Source organism: Xenorhabdus khoisanae, from assembly GCF_001037465.1.
GTDB lineage: Bacteria > Pseudomonadota > Gammaproteobacteria > Enterobacterales > Enterobacteriaceae > Xenorhabdus > Xenorhabdus khoisanae.
The window spans coordinates 1-13,924 of record NZ_LFCV01000042.1; the positions used below are offsets into that span (position 1 = coordinate 1).

The following is a 13,924-nucleotide window of genomic DNA, read 5'->3' on the forward strand; positions in this document are numbered from 1 at the left end:
GCCATATTATGGAAAAACAATTACATGGTATTTTAAAGGACCTTCTGAAGCTTGTTTATATAATGGGAATCTCGCTTACACTGCTTACTATGAAGGTAGAATAAATTAAAATTCTACTAAAAATCCTCTTATTATAAGCTGTTCAGGACACTGATAAACCTCGTTTAAGATAACGGGGTTTTTACTTTTTTATGAAGAGATGTTTTCTATCTCGGAGTGTCAGCTAAGTTTTCAATATAAAATAAAAACATAATAAGTTTTAAATTTTGTAATTGTAAAAACATCTGGTGATGATTTACATTTAGCGCGCATTAGAAAACATTATTTGATAAGTGATAAATTTAAATTAAAAGTTACAAAACTGTTAATGGAGATTTTTATGTTTAAGAAGTTATTAGTAGGTGGGACATTGGCAGCAAGCATCGCATTAACCGGAGGAATTGGGACTGCATCGGCAAACGTAACTATCCCTTGGCACAACTGTTATAATTCTCCTGAAGAATATAACAACAGTATATATACTAAATATCTTGTTAAAGAGGGTATTGTTTTTCTTGATGTACGTAATGAAAATGGAATTAAATGGTATTTAAAAGGCTTTAAAAAATTATACGGCTGTGGAATGAATGTTTATGTCGCTAAATATGAAGGTAGAAAATCATAGAGAAATTCTACGAAGAGCCTCTTATTAGAGGCTTCTTTGGCTGGAAATTACCTCACTCCCCAACGTTTTAAAATAAAATACTCTATGACTGCTCATCTTCGACCTGCCTCATACTATTGAATGCCTTACAGACAACGGAAACAATTCGCTTGTATCTTTGTCATATCAGCAAAAGACTTTTGTATTTATAGCCCTTTTTTTATTACGATGTATCTCATGATAATAAAATCTAACTTAATCAAATAATACATGAGGTTTACTATGTCAGTTCCTGCGTTTGGATTAGGTACTTTTCGCCTGAAAGATGATGTTGTTATCACATCAGTAAAAAATGCTCTGGATCTGGGGTATCGTGCGATTGATACGGCGCAGATTTATGAAAATGAAGCAGCGGTAGGACAAGCTATAGCAGAAAGTGGTGTGGCTCGTAAGGATATCTATATCACGACAAAAATCTGGACAGAAAATCTGGGCAGAGAAAAATTGATCCCAAGCCTTAAAGAAAGTATAGCGAAGCTGGGCACTGATTATGTTGACTTGACATTAGTTCATTGGCCATCACCGGGTAACGCCGTCAGAGTCGAAGAAACAATGAAGGCGTTGCTGGAGGCTAAAAATATGGGACTGACACGTGAGATCGGTGTTTCAAACTTTACTATTGATCTGATGCAGCAGGCTATTGATGCAGTAGGTGTTGAACAAATTGCCACTAATCAGATTGAGCTTTCTCCGTATCTGCAAAACCGTAATGTAACGGAATGGGCGAAAGCTCACGGAATTCATATCACTTCCTATATGACCCTCGCTTATGGTAAAGCGCTTCAGGATGAGGTTATCGGACGCATAGCAGAAAAACATCAGGCCACTCCGGCTCAAGTGATCCTGTCTTGGGCTATGGCACTGGGCTATGGCGTGATACCTTCTTCAACTAAGCGTGAAAATTTACAGAGCAACCTGAAAGCCACTGAGCTTAAACTTGATGCAGACGATATGGATGCTATTGCCGCACTTGAGCGTAACGAACGTATCGTCAATCCGGAGGGGCTGGCTCCACAATGGGATAATTGATTCACCTCACTGCTTAACAAATTATTTCAGCTCCTTCGGGAGCTGTTTACATATTCGCTCAGAAAATCGATAAATGCCCTGATTCTCGGGCTTACAGCCTGATCGCTGTAGTAAACAGCATTGAGTGGCATCGCGACAGGTAAACGTTTTTCAGCCAGTAGTTCAACAAGTACACCGCTGGCAATCTCCTTATCAATCATATAATCAGACAAACACGCGATACCATTACCCGTCACACATAGTTGTTTAAGGGTTTCACCGCTGTTGGAAGAAAGCTCCATTGTTATTTCATGTGGCTGTCCGTCCTGACTGGCTATCGGCCATGTATTAAGTGATGGCGGTTCGGTAAAACCGAGACAAATATGGTTTTCCAGCTCCTCAACGCATTGCGGTATACCATATTTTTTCAGATATTCAGGCGAGGCGACGATTTTCCGGTAGCTGGTAAAGAGCGGGCGGGCTCTCAGACTGGAGTCGGTTAAGGTTCCCACTCGAATGGCAATATCCACTTTGCGCTCAATCAAATTGATATAAGTTTCCGACGAAATCAGCGATAGCGTCATTTCTGGGTAGCGTTCGCGAAAAGGTTTAATCAGCGGTACCAGTAAATGTAATATTACAGGTGTTGCGGCATCAATACGTAATAAGCCACGCGGTGTATGTTTGGACTCCATGAGTTCGGTTTCAGCGGCTGCCATTTCTTGTAGTACATGCTGGACGCGGCGGAAATAGCGCTTACCTTCCTCAGTCAGGCTGAGTTGGCGTGTTGTACGATTAAGCAGACTTACACCCAGTTTATTTTCAAGTTTTTTTATCGAGCGGCTCACGGCGGAATTTGCCAATTGCAGATGTTCCGCTGCACGACTGAAGCTTCCACATTCCACTACCGTTACAAAGATCGTCAACTCTTCTGAACTTGCCTTCATTGTTGCTATTCCTGCAAAAGACTATTGAGATTTTGAATATTTTACTGCTTCATCGCTCAACTTATCATGATTACGTGATAAATAAATCTAGGGAAAATTATGAGCAACATTCTGATTATCAATGGTGCGAAAAAATTCGCTCATTCTAATGGTCAGTTGAATGACACCCTGACTGAGGTCGCGGATAATTTCCTGCGCGACACCGGACATGATGTCAAAATAGTACGCGCAGACAGCCAATATGACGGGAAAACAGAAGTACAGAAAATTCTGTGGGCCGACGTCGTTATCTGGCAGATGCCGGGTTGGTGGATGGGAGCTCCGTGGACGGTGAAAAAGTACATGGACGACATTTTCACTGAAGGCCACGGTTTCTTGTACGCCAATGACGGACGCACCCGCTCTGACGCCAGTAAAAAATATGGCTCTGGCGGTCTGCTTCAGGGCAAGAAATATATGCTATCACTAACGTGGAATGCGCCGCTGGTAGCATTCACTGATGAGAATCAATTCTTTCATGGCGTGGGTGTGGATGGTGTTTATTTACCATTCCATAAAGCGAATCAATTTCTGGGTATGGAAGCTCTGCCAACTTTTATCGCTGACGATGTGATTAAAATGCCTGATGTTCCACGTTACATCGAAGAATATCGCATACACCTAAATCACATCAACAGAAGTTAAATTGGTCTATAGCCCGTTTACTCTGGCTATCAATTCATCTAAATAATTGGTGCGGCTTTCATCACGGTTAACTGGCAAGCTATGGATGAATTCCGTGCCCTTTTCCATCAGCGGAAGATAGCGGAAAATAAGTAGATATTTAACTTTCTATTACATTCTGTTCTCTGAATAAATTCTTTATCTCTTTTTCCTCAACTTATAAGTGAGTGACATTTCAATGCATATACTCAATTCATTTGTTGGTAAATCGGTTTTTGGGTCCAAAACAATTGCCCGGTTTTTTGAATAAGTCAGTTCGGGAAAAAGTGTTCTGAACGTATCAATCAATGTAGTCTGGCAGTGAAAAAAGATAGCCACCTGCTCATCGCCGAAACGATCCAACCGGATTGTTGTTCCCGATCTTGTTTCAAGAGTAAGATAACTGGGCTGCCTCCATTTCAAAGTCTCTGTAATTAAGCCAACCCCTTCCGTTTTTGATGCGATGTCAAATATTAACTCTCTTATTGTCAATAGCTGTTTTTGGTATCGTTCAGGATAATTATTAAATACCGAATGAACTTCATGATTTTGAAATGTTTTCATAAGATTGCTGCCTTATCCGTTAGTTTGTACAGAAACATCATCTTCCATAAGAATTCATTTTTATTAAAAAAATCAGGAACCTTGATGATTATGTGAAGATGATCACCAAAGTACAGTCCTGAACACATTTTGTATTTTTTGTGATCTATATTGTAGTACAGTTATTTTTTCTGGCGTTACTATACAAACTTCACTCATTGCAATAATCAAACAAGGGGCACAGTCCAGTTCTGATACCCATTGCAGTACATCAGCATCCAGATAATTCCACTGATTTCAATCAACCGGTTAACCATCAATATACAGGCAAATTCCTGAACGATATTGCGAAAGTACCAAACTCCATATAGGCAACATGCTGTATTTGAATGGACTTGGATGGATGATGAGGTTAAGACTTAAGGCAATCACATGACACACCGCTACATCGCTATAGACTGGGGTTCCACCAATCTTCGCGCCTGGCTCTTCGAAAATGATGTTTGTCTGGATGAGCGCCAGTCCGAGATGGGAGTTACAAAACTGAAAGTAAAGTCCCCTAAGGCGGTGTTAGCAGAAATAACCAGTGGTTGGTTTGATACCAATACACCCATAATTATGGCAGGAATGATAGGCAGTAATGCAGGCTGGAAAGTTGCGCCTTACCTTCCCTGCCCTGTTGCATTCTCAGCAATTGGCCAGCAATTAATGCCCGTTGCTGAAAATGTCTGGATTATTCCCGGCTTATGTATTGAAAATATCAATAACGTCAATGTAATACGGGGGGAAGAGACTCAGCTTCTCGGAGCTTCCTGCCTGGCGCCTTCCTCTTTATATGTGATGCCGGGAACCCATTGTAAATGGGTGATGGCAGATCAAGACTGCATTCTGGATTTCAGAACAGCGATGACTGGCGAATTACATCACATTCTGTTAGCACATTCTCTGGTCGGCCTTGGCTTACCCGAACAACAAGCAGATACCGCTACGTTTGAAGCTGGTTTACAGCATGGTATCGAAAACCCGGCGCTGTTACCGCAACTCTTTGAGGTGCGTGCGGCCCATGTTTTAAAGACCCGGCCTGCCAAGTTTATTAGCGAATTTCTATCTGGATTGCTTATAGGCAATGAAGTTATCAATCTGACGAAACAGATTGTCCGTGATACAAAACTCCCTATTACTCTTGTCGCTACCCCTAAATTAGCCGCACGTTATCAGGCAGCATTTCATCATCTTCAGCTACCGACTCAGTGTGTTGAAGGTGATGCTGCATTTCTCGCAGGTATAAGGAGAATTACACATGCACTGGCAAACTAATCTCCCTCTTATTGCAATTTTGCGTGGCATCACACCGTCTGAAGTGGCTTCTCATATTAATGAATTGCTTGAATCCGGGTTCGATTCGATTGAAATTCCACTTAATTCACCTGACTGGGAAAGCAGTATTCCCACAGCAGTAAAAATTTATGGTGATCGTGCCCTGATTGGGGCGGGTACGGTACTGAAACCTGAACAGGTAGAACAGCTTGCTGATATGGGCAGCAAACTCATTGTTACCCCGAATACACAACCTGCTGTTATTCATCGGGCGTTGGATTTCGGCATGACGGTGTGTGCAGGTTGCACTACGGCGACAGAAGCTTTCAATGCACTTGAGGCGGGAGCACAATCATTAAAAATTTTCCCTTCCTCAGCATTAGGCCCTGACTATATCAAAGCGCTGAAAGCAGTGTTGCCCACCGATGTTCCTGTGTTTGCAGTAGGCGGCATCACACCAGAGAACTTGGGGAGTTGGTTAACAGCAGGTTGCGTGGGAGCCGGGCTGGGTAGTGATTTATACCGGGCTGGGCAACCTGTCAGCCGGACAAAAGAGAAAGCGGTGGCATTTGTTAAAGCATACCAAGAGGCATCGCAATGAAAATAACAAAATTGACAACCTATCGTTTACCACCGCGCTGGATGTTCCTGAAAATTGAAACCGATGAGGAAATTGTCGGTTGGGGTGAACCTGTGATTGAAGGACGTGCCCGTACTGTTGAGACCGCAGTTCATGAGTTAGGTGAATATCTTATTGGTCGGGAACCATCAAGAATCAATGACTTATGGCAGGTAATGTATCGTGGTGGTTTCTACCGGGGAGGCCCGGTACTGATGAGTGCCATCGCCGGAATCGACCAAGCTCTCTGGGATATCAAAGGAAAAGTATTAAATGCCCCAGTCTGGCAGTTATTGGGGGGATTAGTGCGGGACAGAATCAAGATTTATAGCTGGGTTGGCGGAGATCGCCCTGCTGACGTTATCGCGGGAATTGAAAGTCTGCGTAAAATCGATTTTGACACATTCAAATTAAATGGTTGTGAAGAACTGGGAATTATAGATGATTCACGCAAAGTAGACGCAGCAGTAAACACCGTTGCACAGATCCGTGAAGCTTTCGGTAATGAAATTGAATTTGGGCTGGATTTCCATGGCCGCGTCAGTGCACCAATGGCTAAGGTTATGATCCATGAACTGGAACCTTACCGTCCGCTCTTTATTGAAGAACCTGTGCTCACTGAACAGGCCGAATACTATCCGCGTTTAGCCGCGCAGACACATATTCCGATTGCCGCCGGCGAACGTATGTTCTCACGCTTTGAGTTTAAACGTATTCTGGAAGCCGGTGGTGTATCTATTCTGCAACCTGATCTCTCTCATGCCGGCGGTATCACAGAATGTTATAAAATTGCCTCCATGGCAGAAACTTATGATGTGGGTCTGGCACCGCATTGCCCGCTTGGCCCGATTGCTCTGGCCGCCTGTCTCCATATTGATTTTGTCTCCCGTAATACGGTTTTTCAGGAGCAGAGCATGGGTATTCACTACAACCAAGGTGCTGAACTCTTAGACTTTGTTAAAAACAAAGACGATTTCGATATGACCGGAGGTTATTTTCACCCGTTGATGAAACCGGGGCTGGGAGTTGAAATCGACGAAGAACAAGTTATCCGCCGTAGCCAAAGCGCCATTGACTGGCGTAATCCGTTGTGGCGTTATGCCGATGGTTCTGTTGCCGAGTGGTAATCCACTGCACTAGTTATGCCTGAATATATATACCTAAATTTGGAGATGACTGTATGGACATTTCTATTAAGACAGCAAAACCTACACGCCGTCGTTACCTGACTTTATTGATGATTTTTGTCACCGTGGTCATTTGTTATGTTGACAGAGCCAACCTTGCTGTAGCCTCCACACATATTCAGGAAGAATTTGGTATCAGCAAAACACAGATGGGGTATATTTTCTCCGCATTTGCCTGGTCGTATACCCTTTGTCAGATTCTGGGGGGATGGTTTTTAGACCGCATAGGTTCGCGAATTACCTACTTTATTGCTATTTTAGGTTGGTCGGTAGCGACTTTATTGCAAGGATTCGCGACAGGGCTACTATCCTTAATTGGTCTGCGGGTGTTGACCGGTATTTTCGAAGCACCGGCATTCCCGACCAATAACCGCATTGTCACGAGCTGGTTTCCGGAACATGAACGTGCTTTTGCCGTTGGTTTCTATACCTCCGGTCAGTTTATCGGGCTGGCTTTTCTGACACCGATACTGATTTGGATTCAGGAAATACTAAGTTGGCACTGGGTGTTTTTCATTACCGGGTGTATTGGGGCCATCTGGTCATTTGTCTGGATCAAAGTTTATCAGCCACCGCGTAAGAGCAAAGGCACTAACAAACTTGAACTCGACTATATCCGTAACGGCGGCGGATTGGTGGATGGTGATGCGCCTGCTGAGAAAAAAGACCGTGTACCTCTGACTAAAAAAGATTGGAAATTGATTTTTCATCGCAAGTTAGTGGGAGTTTATCTTGGCCAATTCGCTGTAGCATCAACCCTGTGGTTCTTTTTAACCTGGTTTCCTAACTATTTGATCCAAGAAAAGGGAATCACCGCACTGAAAGCCGGATTTATGACAACCGTTCCTTTCTTAGCTGCTTTCGCAGGCGTGCTTTTATCGGGTTGGGTTGCTGACAAACTTGTGGAAAAAGGCTACTCACTTGGCGTTGCGCGTAAGACGCCCATTATCTGTGGATTACTGATTTCTACCTGTATTATGGGTGCCAATTACACTAACGAACCTATGTTAATTATGACATTGATGGCACTGGCATTTTTCGGTAATGGCTTTGCTTCAATAACATGGTCACTGGTCTCATCATTGGCTCCCATGCATTTAATCGGATTAACCGGAGGGGTATTCAACTTTGTCGGCGGATTAGGTGGTATTACAGTACCGTTGGTAGTTGGCTATCTGGCTCAGAATTATGGCTTTGCTCCGGCACTGGTTTATATCTCGGTTGTTGCACTTATCAGTGCGTTTTCTTATATTTTTTTAGTCGGTGATGTGAAACGTGTAGGCTAATGATCCTTATGGCGCTGTCAGGCTATTCGTTCCGGCTACTCACTGAGGCATGAGAGTTACCTCTTATCTTCGATTTCAGATTTAGAGTCCTTAATCAAAGTCGGTAACTCTTTTCTTTTCAAATTGAAATGTCAGATTGGATTTTAGTTAATACATTTCAGGTGCCACTGAGCCTATTATGTTTTTTTAGTATCTCTTTAACCCTGTCTTTAGGGATAGCATACGAAGTATTGCCATTTCTCCCAACCATTGTTTTAGCTGCAAACATAGCATTAATTACAGCCTCTTCTGTTGCATTTATTGTTGCTTCATACAAAGGATCGAGTTTGTCATTTGGCAGTATTTTGATTGTTCTTACCTCCTCTCTGGAGAATGCATCATTATTTGCGGTTGAAAATGCAATAAATATTTCACCACTGGTATTTCTGGCAACACCGCCTACTCTTGCAAGCCCAAGAGAGACTCTTTTAGCGATTTTGTTTAATTGATGAGGAGCTAATGGTGCATCTGTTGCTACCACTGCTATTATCGAACCGACATCCTTTAGTTTTTTCTTGTCTCCATGATATATCAGATCGAAATCCTTTATTTCTTTACCAACCGGAATCCCAGAAATAATTAAGTCATTCCTATCGCCAAAGTTGCCCTGAACAAGAACACCAACCGTATATCCTCCATCTTTTTTATCCAGAATTCTTGATGAAGTACCTGTACCTCCCTTAAAATCGAAAAGATTCATTCCAGTTCCGCCACCGACATTACCTTCTTCGATCTTTCCTGATTTGGCACTATTCAACGCGTTATACACATGTTCTTTTTTTACATGCATGCCATTTATGTCATTTAATATTCCATCCCACGTTTCCGCAACCACAGGTAATAACCAGAACAGATCATCTTTTAGGGGGGATATTAAATTATTATCAAACATCCAACTAATTGTTGAGTCTCTGACAACACCAACACTATGGGTGTTAGTTATTAATATTGGCGTTTCCAAGAAACCACTTTCTTCGACCCACTGACTGCCTGTCATATCTCCATTTCCATTTAAAGAGAATATACTAGAAAAGACAGGGCTGAATTTCTTTCCTCTTGGCAATATCGCTGTTACACCAGTTCTTACTGGTCCTTTTCCAACCTCTAGTTTTCCATCGCCTTCTATTATGGTTGAGTAGCCGACTTTTACCCCGCTGACGTCGGTAATTGCATTATACTTCCCGGGTATTCCAGCAAAAGGAATGCCCAATTCTCTTGCCCTAACCTCATTGGCTAAAGAATGAGAAGCTATCATTGCCGAGATAGATAAGACTATAATATTTATTATTTTCATAAATACTCCTTGTTATGCCAAATTAACTTGAAGGCTAAAGATTCAAGTTATGAAAATCCAATATGAAAGAAAATCGGTTATTAGAAAATATTCCTTTTTGTGTAGCGGGTCTGCATTTTAATACTGAGTTTTTCAGGGAAATTTATAATTTGTTAGTTTTCAGCAGCCCAGTCTCTTGAGCGTGTCCCTGAAGAAAATCAATCAGAGCACGTACCTTAGCGGAGATGTGGCGGGTATTAGGATAAACCGCATACACGCCCTGCGAAGGGAAATGGTAATCGGGCAGCAAATGCTGCAGTTCCCCGCTTGCTAGAGCGGGCCGGACGAGCCACTCCGGTAGCAGCGCAACACCACAGCCTTCCAGTATAAAACTCATCAGCGCAGAAGCACTGTCAGTTGAGAACCTGACGGGTCCAGTGATGGAAAAATCGATCTTCTGCTGTTCCGGACCTGTTACTTGCCAGCGTAGAGGAGACTGGAGACGAGTATGAATAACCCATTCCGCCTTACCCAATGTATTAAGCGAATCTATCGGGTTATTTTTAATCCATTCTGGCGCGGCCACTGGGATTATTGAAAAGTTGTCTATTAGCGCTGCGTGATAACTGGAATCAGCCAATTTGCCAAGACGAATGGCAACGTCGAAGTGCTCTGAAATAAGATCGGCATGATAGGAAGACGAAACGTGGCGAATACTCAGCTCCGGGTGTGCCTGCCCGAATGCCACTAAAGCGGGGATGATCATTGTAGTGCCATATTCCGGTGTACTGGTTATTCGTAACTCACCACCAAATCCTCTATGACTGAATTGCACATCGTTCACAATATCTTCTGTTTCTTTCAGAAGATGAACACTACGCAGGTAAAAAGCCTCCCCCGCTTGCGTAAGTGCCAGACGTCGGGTAGTGCGTAGCAACAACGACACACCAAGCTCTGCCTCCAGTTGCCGGATATTAAAACTAACTACTGCCTTCGTTTGTCTGAGCGTGGTGGCTGCTGATGTGAAACTCCCCGCCTCTACCACGGCCACAAACATTGCTACACGCTGTAAATTGAGCATAAATCTCCCGCTTACTGTCAAATATTTTTTGACAGTGTATCACTGCGGCAGTTCTTTATCCTTCCCATTACCGGAATTATATTAGTCATTTTTAACAGGGAAGAGAGTATGAATTATCGTAGTAAAGTTGCGGTCGTTTACCTTCTTGGCTTTTTCCTCGACTTAGTAAATATGTTTATCTCCAATGTCGCTTATCCCACTATAGGTAAGGAAATGAATGCGTCAGTGGCAGAGTTAGCATGGATCAGTCATGGCTACATATGTGGGCTCACGCTTATTATTCCTCTCAGTGCGTGGTTGACACAGCGTGCAGGTGCCCGGCGGATGTTTTTACTTTCGTTAGCCTTATTTGCACTGGGAACAGCAGCATCTGGATTTGCACATTCACTTGAAGTACTGGTTTTCTGTCGAGTTGTGCAGGGCATTGGCGGTGGACTGTTGATACCAGTCGGTCAGGCGTTGACGTGGCAGCTTTATGCAAAACATGAGCGAGCTAAACTTTCATCTGCAATTATGCTGGTAGCACTACTAGCCCCTGCACTATCCCCTGCCTTGGGTGGCGTGCTGGTCCAAACGCTCAACTGGCGCTGGGTGTTCTTTGCCAGTCTGCCGCTAACCCTGCTGACACTGATACTGGCTTTCATATGGTTACAGGACGGGGTCACGTCTGAAAAAAACAAAGCTCTCGATTTCTCTGGTCTTGTCATCGGATGTGCCGGCCTATTTCTCATTTTACTCGGAATGACAAAAATGAGTGAGGCAGGAAGCATTGCAAAAGGTACGATACTTTTCTTATCAGGTGTTATTTTGCTGGCTTTTTTCATTATTCGCAGTAGTCGGCATTCTGCACCACTTTTCAGCTTTCACCTCCTTTCTGACCCATTGATGCGCTTCTCAATGTTGGTTTATCAGTTCGTGCCTGGCCTGTTTATGGGGGTAAGTCTGGTTGGCGTCATTTATCTACAGACATTTCTCGGTATGTCTGCCGCTGAGACAGGAGCATTAATGATCCCCTGGTCGTTGGCTTCATTTCTGGCGATCACTTTTACAGGCAAAACATTTAACCGCTTGGGACCACGGCCACTCATCATAACCGGTTGTCTGCTACAGGCGATCGGCATTTTGTTATTTTCGGTAGTGACCCACGACGGGCAGAACTACCTGCTGGTGACGGCTTTTGCACTGATGGGGATGGGAGGAAGTCTGTGTAGCAGCTCCGCCCAGAGTAGTGCTTTCCTTGAGGTATCAGCTACAGCCATGCCTGAGGCAAGTGCATTATGGAACATAAACCGTCAGCTCAGCTTCTGTTTTGGTGTAGCACTGTTGAGTCTGCTACTCAATCTGCTTATCAGCCATCTCGCACTGCGACAGGCTTATATGTGGACATTTTATACAGCAGCAGCCGGTGCTCTTATCCCACTCCTGCTCAGCTTGAGCATCAATAACCGAAACGTAAAACTTAAGCTTTTATCATCAGAAGAGAATAGCTAATGAACCATTATATTAATGAAGTGTTGGAGGCTCATATTGCCATTGAGAACTGGCTTGGCAAAGGTGAAGGAGACGTGCAGACACTCCTTGACCGTTTCAGTCAGGATTATGCAATGATCACGATAACAGGCATGATGCTTGATCATGAATCTCTGAGCCGTTTTTTTGTTGCTAAACGTGCAAGCCGCCCGGGATTACAAATTGTCGTGGATTCGCTGTCTGTCTTGGAAGAGTGGGAGAATGGGGCTGTGATTTTATATCGTGAAAAGCAGACCGAGCCCGACAAAGAGACCACAATTCGCTGGTCAACCGCTATCTTTAACCTTCATGCAGATACACCTGTCTGGCTTCATTTGCACGAAACATTACAGCCAAACAATCCAGATTAAATTGGATAATTATGGGAATCAGGTTACAGCCTTCTTTATTTAAAACGTAGTGAACCTGAAATTCATATATACCCAATGGATTTCAAGTTGCGTCGCGGCGGCAAGGGAACGAATCCCCGGGAGCATAGATAACTATGTGACTGGGGTGAGTGAGTGCAGCCAACAAAGAGGCAACTTGAAAGACGAAGGGTATAGTACATAATGCAGCCACCCATGTTTTTTCAGTAAAGTACGGACGGCTGCGACATCATTGCGAACAAGGAACAAGTCCTCACTCCTAGTGATAAACCACCTGTCAAAGCATAACACTCGCCATAGTTATTGATGGAAAGACACATAATGCCTCTGATTCGTTGACATCGTTCATCTTTATAACAACCCAATTTTAACTTCACTGACGTGAAGTGATTTGTTGCAATTGTAAAAAGGTAATTATATCAATGAATAAAGTACATACTATTCAATGCGGAGACTTTTCACTAAAAGTCATTGAGCAAGGCGTGGGAGAAACTCTTCTTATCATTGGCAGTGCTGATTACTATCAGCGGGTCATGCCTGAATCCTTTTATGGTCATTATCATTGTGTGTTTGTCGATCATCGCGGGTTTTCAGTCTGTCACCGAAGAGTTGATGAGTCTGATGTTTCTCTGGCACAAATTACCCAAGATATTGAGCGTGTTTGTTGTGAACTTAATATCAGGCAATGTTGGATATTAGGTCATTCCGGCCACGCTTATATGGCACTGGATTTTACGGCGAACAGCAGTGGTCGCATTAAAGGAACCATACTGGTTGGTGCTTCACCCTGTTTATCAAAAACCATGCAAGCGTTACAGTTCGCCAGGTGGGAAGCTGACGCGGATGAAAACAGGAAACAGATTTTCAACAACAATATCATTCATCTGGAATTTGATATTCAGAATGATCCTGAACGCAAATTTGTTCATGTTTGTTGTCGATTAAGTGCGATGCGGTGGTTTGATGCAAACTTCAATGAAAGGTTTCTATGGAATGATGTCCCCACTCACACAGCCATATTTGATAAATTGTGGGGAAATGTGTTTAGTGAAATCAATATCTTGGATTACACAACTAAAATTGCCTCTCCTGTGTTAATTATCTCAGGTTCACATGATTTTAGTATCGCTCCACCAGCCGCATGGCTTGATATTCATCCAATGTTTGAAAATGCGGAACATGTTTTGATCAATAATAGTGGTCATACTCCAATGTTGGAACAACCTGAAGCATTTGACAAAGCTCTACAACAATTTCTGAAAAAAAATCGATAAGTTATTTACACAGAAAAATGCCAATCTACAAAGCAGATTGGCATTTT

Annotated in this window: 14 protein-coding genes and 1 pseudogene; 10 read left to right on the forward strand and 5 right to left on the reverse strand. The window is 43.1% G+C overall.

Features of this window, described 5'->3' with window-relative positions; translation table 11 throughout:
• Positions 1-379 precede the first annotated feature (379 nt).
• Both AB204_RS07465 and dkgB read left to right on the forward strand, forming a co-directional pair.
• Positions 380-664, forward strand: a complete 285-nt coding sequence (locus tag AB204_RS07465; protein WP_047962758.1) for a hypothetical protein — start codon at positions 380-382, stop codon at positions 662-664.
• 261 nt (positions 665-925) lie between these two features.
• On the forward strand, positions 926-1,732 hold the full coding sequence (gene dkgB / locus AB204_RS07470) for a 2,5-didehydrogluconate reductase DkgB (protein ID WP_047962759.1): 807 nt from the start codon (positions 926-928) through the stop codon (positions 1,730-1,732).
• Between the two features lie 26 nt (positions 1,733-1,758).
• Here the strand turns inward: dkgB and yafC are convergent, their stop codons facing one another.
• Positions 1,759-2,658: a DNA-binding transcriptional regulator YafC gene (gene yafC / locus AB204_RS07475; protein ID WP_047962760.1), complete on the reverse strand. Its 900-nt coding sequence runs from the start codon at positions 2,656-2,658 to the stop codon at positions 1,759-1,761.
• Positions 2,659-2,757: 99 nt separating this feature from the next.
• Between yafC and AB204_RS07480 the strand changes: the two genes are divergently transcribed.
• Entirely contained in the window at positions 2,758-3,342 is a 585-nt protein-coding gene (locus AB204_RS07480) for an NAD(P)H-dependent oxidoreductase (protein WP_047962761.1), read from the forward strand.
• A gap of 177 nt (positions 3,343-3,519) precedes the next feature.
• On the opposite strand, the gene AB204_RS07485 is transcribed toward AB204_RS07480, so the two are convergent.
• Together AB204_RS07485 and AB204_RS23915 are read right to left on the reverse strand one after the other, a co-directional pair.
• A complete protein-coding gene (locus tag AB204_RS07485; RefSeq protein ID WP_047962762.1) occupies positions 3,520-3,924 on the reverse strand; it encodes a DUF1801 domain-containing protein in 405 nt (134 codons plus the stop codon).
• Positions 3,925-4,110: 186 nt separating this feature from the next.
• A pseudogene (locus AB204_RS23915) lies at positions 4,111-4,200 on the reverse strand (transcriptional regulator); the annotation flags it as partial.
• Between the two features lie 135 nt (positions 4,201-4,335).
• Here AB204_RS23915 and AB204_RS07490 point away from each other — a divergent pair.
• Genes AB204_RS07490 through AB204_RS07505 form a run of 4 tightly spaced genes read left to right on the forward strand, consistent with a single transcriptional unit; the run spans position 4,336 to position 8,312 of the window.
• Positions 4,336-5,220 carry a 2-dehydro-3-deoxygalactonokinase gene (locus tag AB204_RS07490; RefSeq protein WP_047962763.1) on the forward strand — a complete coding sequence of 295 codons (885 nt, stop codon included), beginning with the start codon at positions 4,336-4,338 and terminating at the stop codon, positions 5,218-5,220.
• Positions 5,204-5,821, forward strand: coding sequence for a 2-dehydro-3-deoxy-6-phosphogalactonate aldolase (locus tag AB204_RS07495; protein ID WP_047962764.1), 618 nt, complete (start codon positions 5,204-5,206; stop codon positions 5,819-5,821). Before AB204_RS07490 ends, AB204_RS07495 begins: the two co-directional genes overlap by 17 nt.
• On the forward strand, positions 5,818-6,966 hold the full coding sequence (dgoD, locus tag AB204_RS07500; RefSeq protein ID WP_047962765.1) for a galactonate dehydratase: 1,149 nt from the start codon (positions 5,818-5,820) through the stop codon (positions 6,964-6,966). The genes AB204_RS07495 and dgoD overlap by 4 nt, the downstream gene beginning before the upstream one ends.
• 53 nt (positions 6,967-7,019) lie before the next feature.
• Complete coding sequence (locus tag AB204_RS07505; RefSeq protein ID WP_047962766.1) at positions 7,020-8,312, forward strand: MFS transporter; 1,293 nt, start codon at positions 7,020-7,022, stop codon at positions 8,310-8,312.
• A gap of 157 nt (positions 8,313-8,469) precedes the next feature.
• On the opposite strand, the gene AB204_RS07510 is transcribed toward AB204_RS07505, so the two are convergent.
• Positions 8,470-9,645: a DmpA family aminopeptidase gene (locus tag AB204_RS07510; protein WP_047962767.1), complete on the reverse strand. Its 1,176-nt coding sequence runs from the start codon at positions 9,643-9,645 to the stop codon at positions 8,470-8,472.
• A gap of 142 nt (positions 9,646-9,787) precedes the next feature.
• Positions 9,788-10,705 (reverse strand): LysR family transcriptional regulator, encoded by a 918-nt coding sequence (locus AB204_RS07515; protein ID WP_047962768.1) that lies wholly within the window; start codon positions 10,703-10,705, stop codon positions 9,788-9,790.
• A gap of 108 nt (positions 10,706-10,813) precedes the next feature.
• Here AB204_RS07515 and AB204_RS07520 point away from each other — a divergent pair, with 108 nt between their 5' ends.
• From AB204_RS07520 to AB204_RS07530, 3 genes are all read left to right on the forward strand, one after another.
• Positions 10,814-12,196, forward strand: coding sequence for an MFS transporter (locus AB204_RS07520; RefSeq protein ID WP_047962769.1), 1,383 nt, complete (start codon positions 10,814-10,816; stop codon positions 12,194-12,196).
• The gene (locus AB204_RS07525) at positions 12,196-12,585 is read left to right on the forward strand and encodes a cytoplasmic protein (RefSeq protein WP_047962770.1); all 390 of its coding nucleotides are present in this window, start codon (positions 12,196-12,198) and stop codon (positions 12,583-12,585) included. Before AB204_RS07520 ends, AB204_RS07525 begins: the two co-directional genes overlap by 1 nt.
• A gap of 440 nt (positions 12,586-13,025) precedes the next feature.
• Complete coding sequence (locus AB204_RS07530) at positions 13,026-13,877, forward strand: alpha/beta fold hydrolase (protein WP_047962771.1); 852 nt, start codon at positions 13,026-13,028, stop codon at positions 13,875-13,877.
• Positions 13,878-13,924: the final 47 nt, after the last annotated feature.